The sequence below is a fragment of the Mediterranea massiliensis genome (assembly GCF_900128475.1).
Taxonomy (GTDB): domain Bacteria; phylum Bacteroidota; class Bacteroidia; order Bacteroidales; family Bacteroidaceae; genus Bacteroides; species Bacteroides massiliensis_E.
The window spans coordinates 1-22,511 of the sequence record NZ_LT635835.1; the positions used below are offsets into that span (position 1 = coordinate 1).

Genomic DNA, 22,511 nt, shown 5'->3' on the forward strand with positions numbered 1-22,511 from the left:
CGAACCGGGTGCAGGAATGAACTTCACACCCCTTTCTGCCGGAAACAGCAGTCAAAAATTGAAGTTCTATATAAATATGTAATAGTGCATGGTGGGTAAAACTGCCTTGAACAAAGAAATGAAGCACCTAAACGGTGCTTATTTCCGAACCATTAGCAAAAACAGAAAGTCTATGAACAAAGATTACCTTAAAAATGATAGAACGATGATAAAAGAACTTACTTCTTTTCCCAAGCGGGCACGTACCATCGACTGGGAAGACGGCAAACTGATTTTTGATGGCGATAAGGTGATGCTCATGCCCGAGCTATCTGTGGAGGTGATGCAACAGATTGGCGCTTATCCTGCTTTGGTGGGATTTCATGTCAAGCATTACCCTTTAACGGACGAACAGATTCAACCGCTGGTAGGTGCCAAGAAAATGGTCAATGTAGGGATCGAATATGCGAAGCTTACCGACGCATGCTTTGCGGTATTTGCCACCATGCCCACTTTGGAGTATCTGCTCTTGGCAGGAAATCCTACAATTACTGGAAAGGGGTTGTCCATGATGCAGGCAAGTAAGGTGGCTCTGTTGGACTTGAGCGCCACGTCGCTGGACGATGAGGGGTTGCATCGGGCTGCTCAGCTTCCTAAGCTGAATCATTTGCATGTTCGACAAACTCAGATCACTTATGAAGGGATGCTTGGCATTGCTTTCAATAAACGCCTTTCCTTGCGTCCTGGCGACCTCTTTACCCAGGAGCAGATGGAGCTGTTCGCCTCGTTGCAACGAAACCAGGCGAAGAAGAAGCTGGAGGTGGACGCTGATGCGGTTCATCAGGCGGAACAGGTGCTGTATGCTTTCTTTGCCGCCATGACTCAATGGGAGAAATATACCGACCAGACAGATTTTGATGCGCCGGATGTGCGACCGAAGTTGCAGCAGATCTGGCAGCAGTATGTATCCGAGAAGCCACGGATGGGGTATCGGCCGCTCGCTTTGTCGCTTTCTCCAGAGGGGACGTATGCCACCTTCCGCCTGGTTGATGCCGAACAGGTTTCCCGCAACAAACTTTACATCTATGCGCAGGATGAAAGAATCAATCTCGACTATCGTTTCTGTATGAAACGTGTGGGGGAAGCATGGAAAATCGATGCAGTACAGATGCGGACAGACGGGTGGAGGCGTTGTGGATTGTAAAAAGAGGAACTTGAACGAAATTACATTCGGGAATGATATTTTCAATTTCGGATAATAAACGGTATTTTGTTCATAGACCTAACCCAATATTAGAATGGGTATAATATTTTGCTAACAAACCGGGATAACGCTTACAGCGTTCCCCGCTTAGCCATTAGTAGCGAACTGAAAACAAAATAAGAATATGGAAGAAATAATAAAGAAATATGTAGATGAATGTTTGGGCTTTGTGCAAGAGCATAGAGAATACCTTATGTATGTTTCTTCTTATGAAGAACCCATAGAGTCTGAAATGCGGGATTCACTGGATAATGCCATACTTCAAGGAAAATCAGTCAAGATATATGTTACCCAACCGGAACATACAAATTATATGGTGGACATTATTACAGAAAAAGACCATGTATGGAAAGCGATAGATAATCAAATTTCAGACGAGGATATTTCTCAATTAGAGAGTATTTTGAATATTATTCTTCCGCTTTCATATAAGACTTATCTGAAATACAAGCACTTTTATGAAATATTTTGGGATTTAGATGTTTGTCTATATCCAAAGCCTATCCATTCATGGAATAAAATCCTGATTGAAAATAACAAGGAACTGCAAGAGGAAATTCTTGATAAAGGGTATTTTGCGATAGGTCGATATTCTGATTATGGTGTGATAGCTCTTAAATTGACAGACAATGAGAATAAAGAAGGTGAAGTTGTACTCTTTGATTACGAAACACCTGAAAAGGAAGTATTAGCACCTAATTTTGTAGAATTTCTTAATCAGATATTGCAAAATCCCAAACCTGTTCTTCAAGAATTAAAAGGTTGGGAGAAAAAAATGTACAAAATGGAATGACGCTACTAACAAGGAAAGATAACCCCTGAACGGAGTTCCTTTCCAAACCATTAGATATAAAGACATGAGAATATTTGTATTATATAGTTTGCTCCTTTTCCCACTTTGCTGTGTTATAGCGAAAAACGGCTATGTGGAACAAAATCCAGCCAAGTATAGTTCTTTGATTGAACAAGATACCCTTTATATAGAAACAGAAGAAACAGAATTTGAAATTCTATATAGGCTGTGTTTTAATCAACAAGGTAAAAAGCGTGTTGTTTTTGAGTTAGAAGCGGTAGATGATAGCAGTATTGACTTCATGCAAAGCTATACAATCAATGGAGTAAGAAAGTTTGATTGCTTTGCCGTGTATGATAATGTGGCAGACGGAAACCGTTTCTTATTCTTTGACTATGAAAGTCAAATTGCTTACATAACGCCTACATGTTTTTCCGGTTTCTATCCGATATACAGTTCTGTGGACTTTTCAAAATTGGAAGTCTTATTACGAAATGACCCCTCCCATTTGAAACAGCTAAACGACACGTTAAGTATTGATAGTAAAGTGGCTTATGTACCATTTAACTGTAATAATCGAATTATAAAGGCGACTTTTGTTCCATGTTCCCAAACGGGAAAGGGCAATAAATATCTAACAACGAAAGATAGCATCTAACGATGCTCCTTTCTAACCATTAGATATAAAGACATGAGAATATTTGTATTATATAGTTTGCTCCTTTTCCCACTTTGCTGTGTTATAGCGAAAAACGGCTATGTGGAACAAAATCCAGCCAAGTATAGTTCTTTGATTGAACAAGATACCCTTTATATAGAAACAGAAGAAACAGAATTTGAAATTCTATATAGGCTGTGTTTTAATCAACAAGGTAAAAAGCGTGTTGTTTTTGAGTTAGAAGCGGTAGATGATAGCAGTATTGACTTCATGCAAAGCTATACAATCAATGGAGTAAGAAAGTTTGATTGCTTTGCCGTGTATGATAATGTGGCAGACGGAAACCGTTTCTTATTCTTTGACTATGAAAGTCAAATTGCTTACATAACGCCTACATGTTTTTCCGGTTTCTATCCGATATACAGTTCTGTGGACTTTTCAAAATTGGAAGTCTTATTACGAAATGACCCCTCCCATTTGAAACAGCTAAACGACACGTTAAGTATTGATAGTAAAGTGGCTTATGTACCATTTAACTGTAATAATCGAATTATAAAGGCGACTTTTGTTCCATGTTCCCAAACGGGAAAGGGCAATAAATATCTAACAACGAAAGATAGCATCTAACGATGCTCCTTTCTAACCATTCAAGGCAAATTAAAACAACTAATATACAGCAACTTACAAACAAATAAACAAATGTAAAAAAATAACGGTAGTGAATGANCAAATAAAAATAAGAAATATGAACTATAAAACAATGCTCGCAAAAGTTCTTGGAGAAAAAGAACTTATGGAAATGAATGTACAGACTATTAAAGACGATGAAAGCCTGTTCTATAAATTAGTGGATAAAAATTTCCTCTTAATAGTGGATTGGAGTGGAGAAGATAGACAAGGAATGTTGTATAACTTCTTCAACAACAGACTTCAATCAATGTTGGGGGTACAATTGGTTGTATCCGAAGATGAAGTTTATCAAAAATATAATCAAGAAATAGAAGAACCCAAACGAGGTGATTTCATTCCCTTTGCGTTATCCTATTTTGATAAGCAATTGGAAAAGCTTGGGGCAAGAGTTGTATTGCTTGACTTAGAAAATGACACTTATAACATATTGGTGGCTTATAAAAAAGATGCCAAAAAACTAAAGTCTATAAAATCTGATTTTTGGAAGTTATCAACTTTAGAGCAAAAGCAAGGTCGAGTGGTTATTTCCATAACCTGCCCTAATTGTAAAGATTTTGCATGTTATGACATGTTGATTGAAGAGGAAAGCAATATGGCAAATGAAAAGTGCGAAGTATGTGGAACACTCTTTTGGGATGAAAATGCAAATGAAGTTGTAGAAATGGAAAAGACTTATTATTAATGTAGTTGCTAACAAGCACCTGTGCCACTTAACAGTGGCAAGCTGCAAACCATTAGCGAAAATTTCAGAAAGATGAGATACAGAAAAGAAACAATAAGTCATTTCGCACGAAACAATCTGATGCGAGAAGGGGGAAAATACAAGTATTATTTTTTTGACTACCTGTATTATCGGTTATATGTGGTTTATCGAAAACATAATGAAGCTGCACGTCTCAGTGCCTGCCTCTTATTGGGCATGGTTTCTATGATAATATTTTTCTTTTTCAGTATCTTCTTTAACAAAGTACTGACAGATGATTGGTTTTCATTAGAGAACTTCACTCCCATTCAGATACAAAGTATATTTGTGGGTGCAGGTATGTTGTGCTTTATCGCATTCTTTTTGCGATATACTCGCAAAAGGACAGCCGCTATACTTTTGAAATACAAAGGTAACATGTGGAACAAGATAATCCCAGCATGGATGATATATTGTTCTCCTCTATTGGTGTTCTTGGTAGGAATAGGTATATGCAAATTGATTTATAACTAAATATGATAAAAAATTTCAAGTAATATTTCGCTAACAACGCAGGATAACGGCAAGCCGTTCCCTGCTAACCATTATAAACAGTAATGCAAAATATGGAACAGAAAATATACCATATCAGTATCTTTTTACTCTTTTGGTTTTGTGGAGTAGCCTATCCACAAAATCACAAAGCGGATATTTTGCAGCAAGACCTTTCTGGCTTGTTTGACAATTCAAGCATGATTGGCATATTAGGAGAAGATTGTAGCCGAATTGACATTCATATTACCGATGCTCGGAAAATGGATAGTAGAGAATATGAGATAATGGGTATCAGTCGTACCCGATTGTCCGTAATATGTCCGTTTAAGGGAAAGGTTTGTATAGATAGCATTTCTTCCTGTTCTCAAATAATAAAAAGTGAATATACGGAAGTGGACGGTTTCATATACGGGCATTACTCGTTTGAGGAATACGGAGATAAACGATATTGCGGTACATTCTCCGGTTCTTTCAAACAAGGGTATCGGATGAGAGGACAACAAATAGAGAAAGGACTAAATGAAATATCAGAACTGAAATTGAACTTATCTGAATATCGGGGTAAGTGGAAATCCGCAAAGGGGCTGACAAAAGTCTGTTCCTGGGCAGATGAAATCATACCAGATACTCCAGCAAACTTCTGCCTGTTTAATGATGCAGGAGAATGGGTTGTATCACCGAAATATCGTAAGAATGGTTGGGAAAATCTATATAATGCCTATCACAATGAGAATCTGACAACGGACGAGATACAAAAGGCTCGTGAAGTGGAAGAACAGGAATGGTGGGTAAATAAAAGCCAATCATGCAAAGTAAATTGAGTTTATAACAAAGCGTGATAACGCTTACAGCGTTTCCCGCTTAGCCATTATGAACAATTAAAAAACAAGATATGGAAGCAAATGATTTTATAAAACATTGTCACACATTATTACAAACAATTTCCACACAAATGGATATTAACAAGTTGCATGGCGAGCAAAATATTATGATACTTCATAATTTGCAGCTTGAAGGTTTCATGGATTTGTCTGTCCGGGAGAATGGCATAATGTTTTCATTTGGAGCCGATGATAAGTATGTTTATTTAATTAAGAATACTGATAAACATTTATTTGATCCTCCTGTTTACTATAATGACGGGGATCTTTTTCTTGAAGAATCTTCTAATTTTCTACTTATAGAATTAGCCTTATGGATTTCAACAAAATCTAAAAATACATACTCAATACGGAAATTTAACTATTTGAAGATACGTGATTATTTCCCTATTTGGATTAGAGGTACATATTGTTTATATACATTAAGGATAAATACAAGTCTGTCATCCTTTTTTATTCGACAAGGAGATAAGAAAATAACATTTGTTGCGCCAAGCCCAGAAGTGTTAGATAATATCTTACAATCTGTTGATTGCAAAAAAGAATCTTCTGAGCAAAAATCAACCTCCAATAAGATTTTTGAGGTTGATTTGTCAGGAAAAAAATTGAATGTAGAACTTGCATACTCTCCAGATAGTCCACAGACAGAAATAGATAAATGGCTATCTATTCTTAAACCTGAAGAATTGGATAAAATGAAAATTCGACTAAGTAAGAAACTAACAAAAGATGTGTTTTCTCAAACAGATAATGTTTCCAAACATGATCTTGTGGAACAAACCAACTTACTTTGTGGGGATTTGTCTATTGATAAAATCATTGTTGACAAAGGATATATTACAATCATTTTCTTGGCTCCAAATGTTTTACCTGATTATGTTATTAACTGTCAGTTAAACAAGAGGCTATCTATAATTGATTATTATCTGGAATAATGTGTGATAAGTAAAGTTCATAACAAGGTCGAGATAACAGCTAAACGCTGTTCCTCACCAAACCATTATAAGCAATAATACACCGAATCATGAACGAACAATTACAAGAATATTTTAGCTGTGCTGATTGGCTCCTAATACCTGCATACGTCAGAAAAGATGTTGCAGATATATTAGGACTAACCCTTTTGTCTGAAAATGAGCAGTGGGATAACAACCCTATACTTTGTACTACTTATAAAAATGCAGACAATTATTTTGATGACCTTTTACCGAGAGTGGATAAGATATTGATTTCGTCATTAATTAACGGATATTATATCATTGAAGGAAAATGTTTGCGATATATTTACGAAACATTGTGTAAAAGACTTTCGGCAAAATGCGGTGTCTATTACTTCTCGATAGATTTATGGGAATATCGTTGCGCCTATGGCTATTATGATGAAAGCCAAGAAAAGCGTTTCTATTGTGCCGAATTAGATGCTACAGGAAATCTACAAGAAGAAGACAGAGGGTGTGTATTGAGTTGTGAAAATGATGCAGAAAGTCATATCCCAATGGTAAATATTGAAGATGAGCAAGTTCCTGATTCTTGTTTTTTACCTTTAGGTATAATGTTCAATTTAGGGATAACGGATGTGGATATTCAGCAAGCTCTTAGTAAACTATGCAGCGTTTACATGCTGAATGGCACAGATTCTAAAATAATAAAGAATATAATAACAGAACAATGTAGCTTATAACAAGGTCGAGCCAACAGCTTAACGCTGTTCCTCACCAAACCATTAGTCGCAATTAATTAAAAACAAAAGAATATGAGCAAGAAGAATATTACTTATTTCGGTGAAGTAGATAATAAGGAAGAGGACTATTTTGAAGGTCATGTAATGATTTGTAACAAGGATGCCGAATTGGATTTGGACTTCTGCAATTATGAAGGCAACCCCAAGGATTGGTCGGCAGAACTGGAAGGCTATCTTTCCAACCTTCTTAAATACAAGACAGAAATAGATAAATCCATATTAAAGGATTATGAAGATGGTGGCACAACGAATGAATATGTCCGTTGGCATCTTGACGAATGGGGTGATAATGTTGATGATTTATTGCCAAATGCTGATTCCACAAAAACAAGGGAAGAACAGTTTCTATCCTTGTTGCTACAGAGGGTGGAGAGAATTAGTTTTTATCCCGGCGATAATCACTATGCTGTTTGGGATTACATGATTGATAGTGAAAATTCCGATGAAATAGTCGTAGTACATACAGACAATAAAGGAAAAATATTAGATATTACTTGGGAAAGTTAAATATGCGACTAACATGCACCTGTGCCGCCTATAACGGCGGCAAGCTGCATCCCATTAGATATAAAGACATGAGAATATTTGTATTATATAGTTTGCTCCTTTTCCCACTTTGCTGTGTTATAGCGAAAAACGGCTATGTGGAACAAAATCCAGCCAAGTATAGTTCTTTGATTGAACAAGATACCCTTTATATAGAAACAGAAGAAACAGAATTTGAAATTCTATATAGGCTGTGTTTTAATCAACAAGGTAAAAAGCGTGTTGTTTTTGAGTTAGAAGCGGTAGATGATAGCAGTATTGACTTCATGCAAAGCTATACAATCAATGGAGTAAGAAAGTTTGATTGCTTTGCCGTGTATGATAATGTGGCAGACGGAAACCGTTTCTTATTCTTTGACTATGAAAGTCAAATTGCTTACATAACGCCTACATGTTTTTCCGGTTTCTATCCGATATACAGTTCTGTGGACTTTTCAAAATTGGAAGTCTTATTACGAAATGACCCCTCCCATTTGAAACAGCTAAACGACACGTTAAGTATTGATAGTAAAGTGGCTTATGTACCATTTAACTGTAATAATCGAATTATAAAGGCGACTTTTGTTCCATGTTCCCAAACGGGAAAGGGCAATAAATATCTAACAACGAAAGATAGCATCTAACGATGCTCCTTTCTAACCATTAGTTGCAATATGAAAAGAGTAATTATACTTTATGTTTTATTCTTGCTTTCACCTTATACTTTTGCACAGAACTATAAGGAAACTATTCAAACAGAGATTGATGCAATAAACAAAATGCCTTTGAGAATTGCATACCTTGTTCCTTTAGATAGTTTAGGAAAAGTAATAGAGGATGAATATATGGAATTCGATCAAATCCATTCATACAAAATCTTAGATGATGGTCAAATTAAGAATGCCAATATATTGATCACTATGTATTTCGATAGCGATAACAATATCAGGAAAGTATTTAAGCGATGGGCTGACGGGGGTGCATTGCACAGTATCGCATATTATGATTCTAATGGGCGATTGATATATGGGGTATATAATAGAGGAGATGAAACTCACGGAAAGTTGTATGCTGACACTCCGGGTTTTCATATAGAGCATTTTCCTGAAAAGAATGAATGTAATGACTGTTTTGAAGCATACCTATTCTTATCTACGAAATGTATGGAAGCTCAGTATAATATAATATTACAGAGCCCCCCGAATGCTAAAAGGACGAATTTTACGCCACAAGTTGGAGATAGTGCCATACTATGCAGCCCCTACATTTATTCTTTACCTGATGGAGAAAAAATTACCGAAGGAGAAGATGGTATAGCAGTTAGTTTTGGAATGCCTGTTGTTATAAGTAAAATAGTAAATGACTGGTGTAGAATAAATTCCATTTTTAATGCCCATATAGGTTATATACCTATTCAAGACATTGAAATCATTAAGTAAATATAGTAAGCAACTAACAAGGTCGAGATAACAGCTGAACGCTGTTCCTCACCAAACCATTATAAACAATTAGAATTGGAATAGGATGATAATCATTGTATTGCTTCTTATGCTAATTATAGCTTTCTTAGGATGCCTTGTCCGAAAGGATTTAAGACATTCCTTAATGTTTGCATTTCCGATTATCATCATTATTGGAATGTATGTATGGCTATTTACATTGTACCCAGTTCAATGGGGATTAAAAAAATTACCTTTCGTTGAACAAACACGTATAAGAGAAATATCAGCAAGTGATTACAGCAACATAAAATACAAGCACCCCAAACACGATGGTGTGATAGAATTTATAACAGATAAAAAACTTGATGACTGTGAAATTATTTTGGAAGGTGGCTGTAAAAGGAATTTAAGCTACAATGATTTTATGAATAATGACAGTCTTGCTATATTAATCTCTTATGATGTGGTTTTTGTCAAAGAAATGAACGATAAGTTTTTTTATAAAGCACTGTTCATTATGGAACAATCTAATAAAAACATACTATGTGATAGTATCTATTGCAAGGTTTTTATGATACGAATGTTTGCTCCCATTTGTGAAACAAACGAGTTTGCAATACCATACAACAAACTATTTCAAATGGAAAATAGTGTTTATAACGAGGTCGAACCAACAGCTGAACACTGTTCCTCACCAAACCATTACCGATAATAACAAAATAAATTAATTTCATTATGGGACTATTTTTAAGAATTACATATCAATCGCAAGGAGGTAGAACACCTGAAACAGCATTTAAGAATCAAAAGATTTTAGATGAAATTATAGATGGCTTAAACGATTTTGATTGGCAAGAATCAAATTCGACCAAACTAACTACTCTTGATCCTCAATATAGTCATATTGCAATTGACGCAATTCTTAGATTTTTCCTTTCTGAAAATATAGAAGGTGGCAACTTAAAATCATTTTACAGATACCTTAAAAAAGATGATAAACTTATAATAGACCAAATGCTCACAATTGACAAATATGATAACTTGTCCGAAATTGAAACAAGAAAGGCACTTTGTGATGATATATTCCTATATTTCAAAGATGTTATCTTGAAATATAAAGAACGCTTTCTTGATTTTGATGCTGTTGTTTTTATCCCATTGCTTGAAGAAAGGTTTGAGGAAATAAAAAACGGTAAAATAGTAAGTAGAAGAAAATATGAACAATGGTAATTATAGTTTATCAGAGAAGGCGAGTAAATAGCTTTATCTCATTTCTTCATCGAAATTTTATAAATCAAAATAAGTAAAAAATATCGGTAACAAAGCGTGATAACGATTGACAGCGTTCCCCGCTAAACCATTAACAATCAAATAAAGGATATAATTATGAATATAGAACTAAAACGACAAATTGATAGTTGGACAGAAGCCGATAAACACCAGAATGTAATTGATTTCTTAGAAGGAATCTCTCCAGCAAACAGGGATTTTGAAGAAATCGGATTATTGGCACGAGCTTACAATTATAATGGTGAGTATGAAAAGGCATTAGTCTTGCTTGAATCAATTCGAGAAGTTGGTGAGTCGGATACCAACTGGAATTATCGAATGGGCTATGCTCTCTATTATCTTGGCAGGAATAGGGAAGCATTGTCTTATTTTACAAAAGCCGATGAATTGACACCAGGAGATGAAGACACGATTGATTTTATTCGTCAATGCAATATAGAAGTACCATTTAAGAGTAGGGTTGACGCTTTTTGGTCATGGTTTTTGCAGAATGAAGCAGAACTTTCGAGAATGGTCGAAAAACGTAACGAATATGATGGTGATGTGGTTGTTAGATTTATTGAGCAAGGTACTGACTTGATAGCAAAAGACGTGCATTTCAATATAGGTGGCAATTATGAATTTACTTTTTCAATAGAAGGGAATGAGCACCTATTTTATCTCTATCCTTATTTAATATCCCGAATGCCGGAATCGCTGGAAAACAAATGGCATTTCTTCCCTTATAATCCAGGAATGGATACTTCTTTCGAATTCCGAATGCATGGGATTAAAGTGAATATGGAAGAAGTCTATGTATATGCCAATTATGATGACAAGCAAAATGATTTTGCTGTTTCGTTTTATGAAAAGGGTTTATGCTCTTTGCCTGAAGAACAAGGATATGGCACTTTTTGTATTATGATGGAAATAATGTTAGGCGAAGGTCTTGCTTTTAGGTATATTTCAGATGTTGAACGTGCTGATGAATTGAAAGGCGATATGTTTCCTCTTACGGCACTCCGTAGGCATATCACGCAAACATTAAAAGAACATGGCAAAGAAGTGTTTGAAAATCCAAAGGATGTTTTTGTCACCTATCAATTGGAGCCGGAAGAAAATGAAGAGTTACGGTATGATGTGGCTATCGGTACTACCTGTTTTTCTCACTTGATTTCCCAATATTACGAAAACGTCACGACTATCTTTGATAAAATCAATCGGTTTGGAGCGCAAGCTGTATTTCTTGCATTTCCATATGACAATACAAGTGCTGAACAAAGAAAATTAGTTTTAGGCTTCCGGTATGCATTGGAGGATAGGATTACGAAGGAAATTCTGAATCCGGAAGGGCTGGGACTTCTGTTGGGAGGTGCAATGGGAACCTGTTGTTGCTATATGGACTTTCTGTTGTATGACGTTAATGCCTTTTTAGAAAAGGTCGTGCCAGTATTACGCGAATATCCGCAATATTCGTTCTACCTTTCTGATTTCCGCCAGTATTGTAGGCTAACAAGATTGTCTGATTCAGAAAGTAAAGATCGCTAACAAGGTTGAGCTAACAGCTAAACGCTGTTCCGCACCAACCCATTACCAATTTTTTACGATGAAGACGAAGTTAAAATACCCGATATTCAGTTTTTCCACCAAAGGCAACATGATATACGTGTTCCGCACGGAGAAATTGTACACAACGACCAATACCGAGTTGTTAAAGAAGCGGAAAAGCTATATCGTAGTGGATGCAACGGGGACGAAATATGTTGAAACGGGGGCGCATAAAGTGAAATGGCAAGGGATATTCGGGTATTTTACCGGAATGCAGGGGCGTGTGATTTCCATTGAATACGAGTACAAGGACAACCCCGAACCGTTCCCGCTGCAAAAGCTGCAAGAACTGATAACGGAGCGATACCCCAAGACACGGTGGTTCAAGGAAGAATGCTGGGAAAGCGTGGACGAGTTCCGGCAGGCGATTTTCGCCTGCAAGACCTTTGAGGAAGTGGCGGACATACTGATGCCACGACCGCAGACAGCAGGTGAACGCATAAAAAAATGGTTTCATCCCACCCGGAAAGAACTCAAATTCAGGATAGGCTTCATCGTATTTCTCATCCTGTACCTGTTGGCGTGTTACTGGATATTTGGCTTGGAATCGTAAAAACAAGGAGGGAAAAGGATACATCATTATTTATTAAGCATGATGAAATTATTGGAGATATATTACAATATAAATTATTACTGCACTTATAAGCTGCTGTTCATCCTTTGTTGGAGGATGCTAAACCCTTTGTATTGGCTAAGCCTCTTGAAATGGGACAACCGCTACATAAAATGGTTAGTTTCGATTGGTAAAAAAACAGAAGAAGCCGGAATGGATAAAGGCATCTATCTTCCTTACAGCAGTAGGGCACTTATCACCCCATTCATCATCATCTGTTGGATATTCAGTCTTGCCTGCCTTGCCTGCACCAAAATACTAAGGGTACAATTAGTGCGTATTATTTTGGAAAACGGCATCATTTTTTATTCATTGCTCGTAGTCTTCATGATATGCGGATATTATATCAATGAAATATTCTTATTCAAGAACGACAAATACAAGAAGTATTTCATCAAGTTCGAAAAGGAGAAAAAGTATCTGCTCTATTACGGCATCTATGTCGTTTCTCTGATTGTCCAGTTGGCGACTTTTTATCTGTTGCTTAACAGCGCATGAGGCGATGGCGAGATAACGCTTGTATCAGACTGAAACATAACCCATAACGCAGGATAAGGTCGAACTGTTTCCTGCTGAATCATTGGCAACCAAAATGGAGAATATGACTGTCCGATTGAAACGACATAAAGGATTGGTAAAGACAATAGCCGTTATAGCTGCCCTTGTGCTGTCGGGGTGGCTATATCATGAGCTTCATCCGACCATTATCTTCCATACTCCACAAGAGAGCAAGTATTTGGGAAAAATAGTTTGTACGGCAGATGGGGATTTGGAGAAACTGTATATCGAAAATCATACTGTCCGCTACAGGTTGCCCTACCTTTGGAGTTGGAAAGAGGAGGACGAGGTGGCTGTTTTCATAGATAACTACGGCGATGTCATCCGCAAAGAGGATTTGGACTTTTGGAAGTTGGATATTTATTTAGATGAAGATAATTGCTACCAGAGCCACAGCAAGACGGAATACTGTTGGGGCTTATGGCATGTCCTACAATCAAAGACTGATAAATAAGTTGATATGTATGCTAAACCCAAGTTGCCCATGAAAAAGCGAACAATACTTATCCTGACCATCCTCGCAGCAGGGTTGCTGATGTGGAAATGGTTGGCTTGCGGGTACAATCCTGACAAACCGACGGAGTTTTATCCGATTCTCACAAGACTGAACGATGGCATGAAACACGAAGCCTTTGTAGTAAGCAATGCACCCTGCGACACTTCCGAATTGCGCAAGATAGTGGAGAAATACGACATTGAAACATTGCCGCTGGACACTTTGGAGAAATACGAATCCATATCCCGAACCTATTACAAAGAAACAAAGTATATGACGAAGAATTTCAAGGAGGGAGAGGAATACGACCCGGAGTTCTCCACTTGGGACAACATCCAAGATTTCAGGAACCACATTGACGACATCCTAATGGAAACGCACCACTATTCGGTGGACACGAACCAGAAATACCACACGGTTTGGGTACATTGGGATTGGGACTACAAGAAAGGCAACAAATATGTGAACCGCATCAAAGAACTTTTCCAGGATTGGAATTCTTTTGTCTGCGCCAAAAAGAAGCTGTACGGTATTGAATGACATGAAAATACTTGTCCCTGTCATATTGAATATAATCTGCTGTGCGGCATATTGCGTATGCCTCAATCAAATCAATGTATGCAAACCGATTGCGCACATGGACGTTTCGATAGGCATCCTCTTCCGGTTCAGCATTGCCGTTCTGTTCTTGACTTTGCTGGCGGGCATGTTCATCCTACGGCTTACCCGAAGAAAATTCCTGATAGCACTCCCGGTGATAATGCCTGTGTTGCTATGGAGCAATCATCTGGATATATTCCCTCATAGGGCATTCGTCTATATGGGATTGTCTATTGTAATTTATGGAATCTACCTATTCATTTGCGGGTATTTAACCAATCGGTATGGATAATTCATAAAATAATCCGGCCGTATGGTCAGTCTCTCCATTATTTTCCGTAATTTTAGACGGTGGATTAGGATTGCCAACTTGAAATACAAATTCAATGAGAAAAGCCAATGTCATAAAGTTCACGATATACTTCTTGCTTTTCGCTGTTATTCTATACTTTGAATATTATGCGATAGAAATGCAAGGGGGAGAATGGATTGCCCATGACGACCGCAGACCTTTGGTAAGCATGATGGCACTAATTGGCATTTGTCCCATTTATATATTGTATGATATAGCGATACGCAATACGTTGTGTCGGTTGTCCGCTCTTCTGCTGCAAGCTGTTTTTAACCTTTGGAGCCTATTATGGTTTAGCGCACTGCCGACACTTGGCACCTACGAAGCGGAATATGAACGCACAGGGGTACTGCCGGAGAATATGATACCGTCTGATGAAAACAACTTCTACTTTTGTTGGATTGTTGGCGCAATCATCATGACTTATCTTACGGTGGTAATGATTATTTCTTATGCTATGAAACTGTATGCCGGTAGCAAACGACTTAATCACCCCAATAGTGATTAGTTGCCGCCGGATATTATAAATTGGAACGAATGATTCATTGGCAAAAGATAGCAAGGACGATATGGGCGTTATGCTGCCTGTTGATGCTATGGGCAGGCATCAGTGATTACTTGCAGTTCACGAGGCATCCGGAACTCTATCCCATAGGCGAAGGCTTCGGATGGATTTACGAATCCTCCTGCAATTACATCGTTTCCTGTTGGATAATCGTCTGTTGGGCAGTTGTCGGTATAGGCATATCTGCTTTATATCGGATGAGATATAATACGGTCTGCCTTTGGGCACACATCATCCTGACCGCCCTGACGATAATATATCGTTTTTTTCCATAATGTAAAGCAAGCATGAAAGCAATCAGACTGATAAAATTCTTCTTCGATGCAATGTATTATCAATTCTTCATATTCAACCGGGACAAATTTCGGTTGGAAAACCCGCATGAAAGAACTGTGATGCTATTTTGCGGACTATTATTTTTACCTGCAATAGTGTTGATTTATCCATTGGTCAAAGATAACTTCGATTATGATTTGCCGTTTATTTTCTTCATCCTAATCTATTGCATCATGTATCATTTCATGAGCAGGCATTACATCAAAAAGAAAAGGGGAATTGAAATAATGCGGGAAAAGCCATTGCTGTTTGGCAGTCAAAGGTTCTCCTGCATCATGTCCTGGGTGATTTATCCTCTTTGGGTCATATTGCTTTATTTCATCATAACGCATCGCCATTGGCTGAGAATTGTATAACAGAGAATTCAGTAGTTGGCAGCAGAAGGACAGCATCTTACAATGCTCCTTTCAAAGTATTGCAGGGAATCGGATTTCGGGAAATACGAAAGGAATTGTGCAGTTGAAAGATTTAAGCCGCATGTTGAGAAGGCATCAACGGTACGGAGGGTATCGGTAGATTTCAATGCTGAATATCAGGCGATTTACACAAAGAGGCTTCATTTCCTTTGCTCTTTACTGAAGGTCTGAAAGCAGATTTCCGGTAAAAACCATATCCGTAAATCATCCTTCTTATAAGTTTTAACACAATAAAACAGACCGGTCGGTTTGTTTTTGCAATCCTTTTGCTATATTTGCGCATATGAATTTAGTTTCGGCAACATGGATAAGATTCAGAAACAAAGAGGAAGCATCCTTCTGTACATGGAAGAAAAACATGATGCGTATTACATCCGGATAGAGCATCCGGGAATGGCCTGCTGTGTGTTCCGGGCAGGTCGGTCAGAATGTGTCGAATACCGGAAGACCCGAAAGCGAAGTACCGGCACTATTCCGATTGCAGGAGGAATCGTATGTGCGAACGGATATATCAAAATGCCTTTTATGATGGCTGCTGTCAAGAACAGCTACATCGAGGCTCTGGCATGAAAATCAAATTTTCGTAAAATCACGCCGGAAGATACAGAAATACTTCGTATGCGGAGGTGCTTCAACCCAATGGCGTTTCTACAAACAATATATATATATGAATAATACAACAAAAGTAAGAATAGTCTATGAATGCAGCATCATTGGCATTGTTCTGCTGACATTCTTAAAAAGCATGTTCCCATACATGGATGCATGGTGGTATGTAGCCCTTATCGCTTCACTTACAGGACTATGGTTCTCGTTGTCTTACCTGAAACGACATAATTACAGATGGGGGTTCAGCTACATAGAGAATCACTTGTACATTGACCTGTTATTGAAAGTACAGAAATGGTTTCAGAACGCTACAATCACGGCCCTGCTGATACCTATATTCTTGACAGACCTCCTGTATAATCATTTTTGTTTTGTAGCATATATATTGCTTGTTGGCATGTTCTTAGGCGTGAAACTGGCTGTTTATACGGTAGAGTATGCCATATACAAAAGCAAGTTCATCGGCTGCAAGGAAAGGTAGCCCCAACCGGTGTTCTTTTTCAAACCATAAAACTCATTCTCAAATAACACTTAAAACAAGAACAATGAATCATATCAAGAAGCTGGCAATTGCTTTATTGGGAAGAAAAAGAGAATATGCGATAAAAGGCTTGGGAGTTTTTCATTCCAAAGTTTGCGATTGGTGGCCGAACGAGCGATGCGGCTGGTGGTGTACATTACAGTTGCCATCATATTCGGCTGAAACAGTGATTTGGCTGGATGGAGACACTTCGGCTCCATTACCCCGGCAGATATTGGATTTACAGGTGTTGCTGGAAAACTGGAAATCAGTGAATGAGCGAGTGGGAAGCCGCTTGCCTGATGAAAGCCGGTTGGCACATAAGGAAGAAATATATGCCTCGTGGCAAAACAGATTCTATCCTGAAGAAATCAAATTATCCGAGAAATACAACAATAGCTGGGAAATCACCTTCACCACATATGATTTGGATTATAGCTTCAGCTTTATATGGAAAAATAATACAATACAGAATTTAATTTTAGATCATTAAATCAACAAAATGTGGCAGGCAGCATGGCTACTTAATAAAAGTCATTTATAAATTCCAATAAACTTTCTGATATGACACAGTTTGCAAATACCCCAGGCATACCTAAAGAAGATGCGGACAAGCTGTTCGCTGCTGGAGTTTCATTCCTAAGCAACAAGGCTTTTTCTTCCGCCTATGTGTGCTTTGACCGTATTCCGGCCAAGGATTTTAAGCTACTGTACAACAAAGCCCTCTGCTGTTTCATGGTGGAATGGTACGATGAGTGCCACAGGCTGCTTTGTGAAGCCGAACGCCTTGTGCCCATGAATGTCGGCCACGGCACGGAAAGACTTCCTGAAGCCTTCCTCCGTTACCTCCATGACGAGGAGTCACCGTTCTGCCCCATGCCGCAAGGCACTCCCGAGCCGCTGGCATACACACGGATCTTGCGCCTGAAGGCGGAAGCCGCTTGCAAACAGCATCTGTACGGAGAACTTAAGGCCATTTCCTTCCGGCTGGGCGGGAAATACAAACATATTGAAACGTTAATCAATACTTCATGCAACAATGATGACCAATAAAGAAATCTACAATCTGCACACTTCCCATGATTCGGAACCTTCCGAATTATACGAAGCATACCAGGATGTCCCGCTTGACAGCCTGGACGAAAGCCGCAAGAACAATACCCCTCTGCATACGGCCTGCCATTTTGCAGACATGACAGCCGTAGGTATCCTGCTGGACAGGGGCGCGGACCCCAATGTGAAAAACGATGACGGCGACACGCCGCTGTGCGTCATGGCGCGGCGCGGTCCCCGACCGGACGATGCCGACATTGCCGGCCTGCTCCTGTCCAAAGGGGCGAGAGTGCCCCGTTCCGGCAAAGACACGACCGCCCTCATCGAAGCCGTGCGCAACCGCAATTTCCAGATGGCCGATGCCCTTCTGACGACGGGGAACCGCATTGATTCTACAGACAGGAGCGGCAGAAACGTGCTGCACGTCATCTGCTTGTCTGCCGGACTTATTGCGGACGATATCAGGCGCACGGAAGGACGGATAGCAGATTTTTCCCAGCGGTGGTACTCGGACAAATCCAAGCAGGAAGCGTATGCCGAACTGGAAAACCTGCGGGAATCGGACAGACAGTGCTGCCACACCGCAAAGCTCATTCTGGAAAGCGGACAGATAGACCCTGAAGAAAAGGACAGCATCGGGAAAACCGCCTTTGACATAGCCGTGGAAAGCGGTGCGCGTAAAATCGGGGCATTGCTGTCGGGACAGGACCCCGAAACGGACGGTCTGGCCGCCCTCGCCGGAGGGCTGGACATCTTCCAGGCATTATGGCACAATGACATGACAGCCCTGGATGCCCTGTTGCGTTCCGGAGTAGATACCCAAAGCATCTGCGAGGATAAAAACATGACCGACTTCAAGGGCAAATCCCCGTTGGGTTGCGCCCTTGCATGGGAGAACTTCACCGCAGCGGAAATGCTGCTCAGAGGTGGTGCCGACCCGAATTTCGGGGATGCTGAAGAACGGACGGCCTTTGCCGTATGGATGAGCAACAGAGGACACGAGCACGAGGACAAGGAAGAATGTCTGCATTTCCTTCAATGCCTGACGGAATGTGGATGGGACCCGGAAAGCCCTGCCGACAAAGAGGGGAACACGGCCCTGTCCGTCGCCTGCCGCGGGGCAGGATATGATACGGGTATCTGGGCTGTACGTTATCTTGTGGAGAACGGGGCGGATGTAAATGCCGCCAACATGCAGGGACAGACCCCTGCGATGAATCTCTACGGGGGACGGTACTGGGACGGCAACATACCGCGTTTCGCGGCCATGCCGAGGTCATATCCATACGACGGGCGTTCCTGCACGGAACAGGATGCAGAGACACTTGAAATACTGCTTGAAGCCGGAGCGGACATCAACGCCAGGGACAAATGGGGCAATACCCTGCTGCATTACATCGCAGCCAGCTCGATGAGAGGCTCGAAGGAAGCCGCCGCCCTCGTGATGGACTTCGGTACCCCGGACGTGAACGCCGTGAACAATGAGGGGCTGACAGCCCTGGACATTGCGGCGAAGAAGAACGACGAATCCCTTGTGAAATTTTTATTGAAATACAGCTGAGAATCGTATGGACAACAACATGACATTTCTGAATGCCTGCCGGAACGGACAGAAAGGCATCGTGCTGATATTCCTGAAGAAAGGCGGCATCGACGTGAACAAGCGGGACGCCGAGGGCAATACGCCGCTGCATTACGCTTGTCTGAAAGGTTACAGGGACATCGTGAACCTGCTGCTTGACAGCGAGGCGGATGCGACCATCGCCAACAACCTGTCGGAAACACCCTTGCACGCCGCTTCCCGGAGCGGGAACAAGGAGATAATCGGGAAACTGTTACAATACGGAGCGGACATTGATGCAACGGACAGCGATGGCCGTACCCCGTTGATCCGTCTGCTTGACAACAGGCGTACAGACGCCGCCCTGTTCCTGATAGAACAGGGAGCGGACACGGAAATAGCCGACAACACGGGGCACAAGGCGATAGACTACGCCACTGCACAAGGATTGCGTACAGTGGTGGAACGTCTGTCCGTAGAAAGCACGACCGATACACATGGCAACACACCGCTTCATCAGGCGGCTTTCAACGGCCAGTCGGAAATCGTCCGCTCGCTACTTTCTGCATACCCCGACATGATAGATACGGCGAACGACGTAGGGGAAACCCCGTTAATCATCGCCTGCATGAAAGGAAACCTTGCCGTTGCCAGGCTTCTGATCGGTGCCGGAGCTGATGTAAACAAGGCCCAATTGGACGGAAACAGCTCGCTACATTTTGCCGCATGGTCCGGGAACAAGTTTATCGGCAACGACCTGATAGCAGCCCACGCACAGGCAGATGCGCAGAACGGGAACGGGGAAACGCCCCTAATCCTTGCCGCCAGAGAAGGGAACAACGAATTTGTCTCACTCCTTGTGGAGCATGGGGCGAACGTGAACCTTGCGGACAATCTCCAGCATACGGCATTGTATTATGCCAGTGAGCGGGGTTACAACGAAATAACGGAAATCCTGCTGACGGCAGGAGCCGAAGGATAGAGTATCACATTTTTAATAATCAAGATGATATGACAAAAGAAAAAGCAAATCCTCAAAGTCCGGAGGAAATGGCAAAGGCGGCACAGGAAGCCGCAGTAAAGGCGGCAATGGAACAGGCACAGTCCATGTTCGGGAATATCCCGGGATTCCAGATGCCCGGCGGCATGGAGGAACAACTCATGGCACAGATGGGCGCGGGAATGCCCGACATGGCAGCAGCACAGGCACAGCAGGAAGCTATGCTGAAAGCGGCGGGCATAGACCCGGAGACGGTGGCGCAGGCAGGCCGTCAGAACATGGCATACGCCCAGCAGATGATGCAGGGAATGATGGACGGCACACTCGGAGAGGAACTGTCCTCATCCGATGCAATGGCACAGATGATGGACGCCTTCGGTAGTGATGGGTGGACCATTAACAAAGCCGACGACGGCAAACTGGATACGGCACAGCTCCGGCTGCTGGCTTTCGGTGCGCCCATGTTAGTGTATAATGACGAGAATGTGGATTCGATTGACTGTCCTGAGGAAGATGTCGAAAGCATCAGGAGCACGATTGAGAGCTGGTGGAATGTGACTGACCGCGAGAGTACACTGGAGATTGTGAAGTGGCTGCTTGAAGAAGGGCATCATGCCGAGGCCGACGAAGCCCTTGAAAAAGTCCGGAAACGGGGAATCGAAAACATATCACAGGAAGAGCGAGACGACGAGGAAAGCAAGATAGGAGATGTCTGCCTGATAGCGGAGAGCATGGAAGAAAACGGATGGTGTCCCGGAGGGAAGATGCCGGGCAGCGTCATCGCATGGGATCTGGTGCGTCTGGTAAACCTCGGACGCTGGGCATACCTTTGCGGCTATGTGAACGAGGGTGAAATGTGGCAAATCATGCAGGCGGCGGCAGATACGGCACTTGAGCATTTCTCTTCATGGGAGGAATACGGAATGAGTTTCGTCATGGGCAGGGGCGTATGGCACGGTGACCCGGATGACAGTGAAACGGCATACGAGATAGTAAGCCTGCTGCTGGAGGATGACGAATCACCCTGGAAAAAATCAAATTTCAATATAGGATAAAAAAACAGAGAAAAATGAAACTGGAAGAAGAAAAAATTATGGATGAGGGAAAACATTTTCCCAGCCATTTCGGAGAGGTCTATGATGCCATGCCGGAGAAATTCGAGAAACGAAAAGACAAAGTAAAACCGATGATTTACTGGGGACTGACGGCAGTATGTGTGCTGCTTGTCATTTTTCCCGGGTGGCTGCCATTCATCCCCTCATGGCTGGTACGGACAGCCGGTGTTATCGGGGCGGTTTTCTGTGTCCTTACCGCGTTGGCCGCAGGCCTTAAAATCTATAACCGTACAAGTGGCGGCGAGGTGAAGCGTTACAAGACCAAGAAGTTCATCAGCAGCATGACAGACAAGGACGACATAGTAGCAGCCTTCAACCGCCATGATTTCGAGTACCTGTGCGATTTACCCAGCGGCAACGACCAACCGGTGCAGTTGCAAGTGGAAAAGGATGAAAAAGGGCGTGAGCTTTATTGCATCCTGGTTACATATACCAAGGGGTACAAGATTGTAGGGCTTGCAGACCCCGTTATCCTCACCGGGGTGGAATACGAGAAGAACGAGGCATTTATCCGGCACATGTGCGATAACGACGCCGACTGACAACCGGCAAGGTTCAAGGACCGATAATCTTTGATGTTGGGACACAGGAAACGGATTTACTGTGTCCCAACCTGTTCAGTACAAACTC

At 41.1% G+C, this 22,511-nt stretch carries 26 protein-coding genes; all 26 read left to right on the forward strand.

What is annotated here, in order from left to right; genetic code table 11:
* Window positions 1-172: 172 nt before the first annotated feature.
* The 26 genes from BQ7483_RS02145 (at window position 173) to BQ7483_RS02295 (ending at window position 22,423) form a co-directional block, all read left to right on the forward strand.
* Entirely contained in the window at window positions 173-1,183 is a 1,011-nt protein-coding gene (locus BQ7483_RS02145; RefSeq protein WP_235847289.1) for an NTF2 fold immunity protein, read from the forward strand.
* 184 nt (window positions 1,184-1,367) lie between these two features.
* On the forward strand, window positions 1,368-2,036 hold the full coding sequence (locus BQ7483_RS02150; RefSeq protein WP_013619074.1) for an SMI1/KNR4 family protein: 669 nt from the start codon (window positions 1,368-1,370) through the stop codon (window positions 2,034-2,036).
* 64 nt (window positions 2,037-2,100) lie between these two features.
* Complete coding sequence (locus tag BQ7483_RS02155; RefSeq protein WP_072544684.1) at window positions 2,101-2,694, forward strand: hypothetical protein; 594 nt, start codon at window positions 2,101-2,103, stop codon at window positions 2,692-2,694.
* A 33-nt stretch (window positions 2,695-2,727) separates the two neighbouring features.
* The gene (locus BQ7483_RS02160) at window positions 2,728-3,321 is read left to right on the forward strand and encodes a hypothetical protein (RefSeq protein ID WP_072544684.1); all 594 of its coding nucleotides are present in this window, start codon (window positions 2,728-2,730) and stop codon (window positions 3,319-3,321) included.
* A 118-nt stretch (window positions 3,322-3,439) separates the two neighbouring features.
* Window positions 3,440-4,066 (forward strand): DUF6630 family protein, encoded by a 627-nt coding sequence (locus BQ7483_RS02165; protein ID WP_013616527.1) that lies wholly within the window; start codon window positions 3,440-3,442, stop codon window positions 4,064-4,066.
* Between the two features lie 626 nt (window positions 4,067-4,692).
* Window positions 4,693-5,442, forward strand: coding sequence for a hypothetical protein (locus BQ7483_RS02175; protein WP_072544947.1), 750 nt, complete (start codon window positions 4,693-4,695; stop codon window positions 5,440-5,442).
* Window positions 5,443-5,513: 71 nt separating this feature from the next.
* Window positions 5,514-6,437: a hypothetical protein gene (locus BQ7483_RS02180; protein ID WP_072544685.1), complete on the forward strand. Its 924-nt coding sequence runs from the start codon at window positions 5,514-5,516 to the stop codon at window positions 6,435-6,437.
* A gap of 89 nt (window positions 6,438-6,526) precedes the next feature.
* Window positions 6,527-7,183 carry a hypothetical protein gene (locus tag BQ7483_RS02185; protein WP_072544686.1) on the forward strand — a complete coding sequence of 219 codons (657 nt, stop codon included), beginning with the start codon at window positions 6,527-6,529 and terminating at the stop codon, window positions 7,181-7,183.
* A 72-nt stretch (window positions 7,184-7,255) separates the two neighbouring features.
* Entirely contained in the window at window positions 7,256-7,750 is a 495-nt protein-coding gene (locus BQ7483_RS02190; RefSeq protein WP_013619113.1) for a DUF2004 domain-containing protein, read from the forward strand.
* 68 nt (window positions 7,751-7,818) lie between these two features.
* Window positions 7,819-8,412, forward strand: coding sequence for a hypothetical protein (locus BQ7483_RS02195; RefSeq protein ID WP_072544684.1), 594 nt, complete (start codon window positions 7,819-7,821; stop codon window positions 8,410-8,412).
* A gap of 30 nt (window positions 8,413-8,442) precedes the next feature.
* Window positions 8,443-9,207: a hypothetical protein gene (locus tag BQ7483_RS02200; RefSeq protein ID WP_072544687.1), complete on the forward strand. Its 765-nt coding sequence runs from the start codon at window positions 8,443-8,445 to the stop codon at window positions 9,205-9,207.
* An 85-nt stretch (window positions 9,208-9,292) separates the two neighbouring features.
* Entirely contained in the window at window positions 9,293-9,922 is a 630-nt protein-coding gene (locus BQ7483_RS02205) for a hypothetical protein (RefSeq protein WP_072544688.1), read from the forward strand.
* A 23-nt stretch (window positions 9,923-9,945) separates the two neighbouring features.
* Complete coding sequence (locus BQ7483_RS02210; RefSeq protein WP_018711319.1) at window positions 9,946-10,440, forward strand: hypothetical protein; 495 nt, start codon at window positions 9,946-9,948, stop codon at window positions 10,438-10,440.
* A gap of 156 nt (window positions 10,441-10,596) precedes the next feature.
* A complete protein-coding gene (locus BQ7483_RS02215; protein WP_072544689.1) occupies window positions 10,597-12,027 on the forward strand; it encodes a tetratricopeptide repeat protein in 1,431 nt (476 codons plus the stop codon).
* Window positions 12,028-12,085: 58 nt separating this feature from the next.
* Window positions 12,086-12,640: a hypothetical protein gene (locus BQ7483_RS02220; RefSeq protein WP_072544690.1), complete on the forward strand. Its 555-nt coding sequence runs from the start codon at window positions 12,086-12,088 to the stop codon at window positions 12,638-12,640.
* 39 nt (window positions 12,641-12,679) lie between these two features.
* Complete coding sequence (locus tag BQ7483_RS02225; protein ID WP_072544691.1) at window positions 12,680-13,198, forward strand: hypothetical protein; 519 nt, start codon at window positions 12,680-12,682, stop codon at window positions 13,196-13,198.
* Window positions 13,199-13,292: 94 nt separating this feature from the next.
* Window positions 13,293-13,712 carry a hypothetical protein gene (locus BQ7483_RS02230; RefSeq protein ID WP_235847290.1) on the forward strand — a complete coding sequence of 140 codons (420 nt, stop codon included), beginning with the start codon at window positions 13,293-13,295 and terminating at the stop codon, window positions 13,710-13,712.
* 30 nt (window positions 13,713-13,742) lie between these two features.
* Complete coding sequence (locus BQ7483_RS02235; protein WP_072544949.1) at window positions 13,743-14,294, forward strand: hypothetical protein; 552 nt, start codon at window positions 13,743-13,745, stop codon at window positions 14,292-14,294.
* A 446-nt stretch (window positions 14,295-14,740) separates the two neighbouring features.
* Complete coding sequence (locus BQ7483_RS02245) at window positions 14,741-15,214, forward strand: hypothetical protein (RefSeq protein WP_013616507.1); 474 nt, start codon at window positions 14,741-14,743, stop codon at window positions 15,212-15,214.
* A 1,476-nt stretch (window positions 15,215-16,690) separates the two neighbouring features.
* Window positions 16,691-17,113 (forward strand): hypothetical protein, encoded by a 423-nt coding sequence (locus BQ7483_RS02265; RefSeq protein ID WP_013616505.1) that lies wholly within the window; start codon window positions 16,691-16,693, stop codon window positions 17,111-17,113.
* 64 nt (window positions 17,114-17,177) lie between these two features.
* A complete protein-coding gene (locus BQ7483_RS02270) occupies window positions 17,178-17,645 on the forward strand; it encodes a hypothetical protein (RefSeq protein WP_013616504.1) in 468 nt (155 codons plus the stop codon).
* Between the two features lie 71 nt (window positions 17,646-17,716).
* Window positions 17,717-18,205 (forward strand): hypothetical protein, encoded by a 489-nt coding sequence (locus BQ7483_RS02275; RefSeq protein ID WP_013616503.1) that lies wholly within the window; start codon window positions 17,717-17,719, stop codon window positions 18,203-18,205.
* Window positions 18,192-19,766 (forward strand): ankyrin repeat domain-containing protein, encoded by a 1,575-nt coding sequence (locus tag BQ7483_RS02280; RefSeq protein ID WP_083535624.1) that lies wholly within the window; start codon window positions 18,192-18,194, stop codon window positions 19,764-19,766. Before BQ7483_RS02275 ends, BQ7483_RS02280 begins: the two co-directional genes overlap by 14 nt.
* A 7-nt stretch (window positions 19,767-19,773) precedes the next feature.
* On the forward strand, window positions 19,774-20,748 hold the full coding sequence (locus BQ7483_RS02285; protein WP_072544695.1) for an ankyrin repeat domain-containing protein: 975 nt from the start codon (window positions 19,774-19,776) through the stop codon (window positions 20,746-20,748).
* Between the two features lie 29 nt (window positions 20,749-20,777).
* Window positions 20,778-21,821: a DUF1266 domain-containing protein gene (locus BQ7483_RS02290; RefSeq protein ID WP_072544696.1), complete on the forward strand. Its 1,044-nt coding sequence runs from the start codon at window positions 20,778-20,780 to the stop codon at window positions 21,819-21,821.
* Window positions 21,822-21,835: 14 nt separating this feature from the next.
* A complete protein-coding gene (locus tag BQ7483_RS02295; protein ID WP_083535625.1) occupies window positions 21,836-22,423 on the forward strand; it encodes a hypothetical protein in 588 nt (195 codons plus the stop codon).
* Window positions 22,424-22,511: the final 88 nt, after the last annotated feature.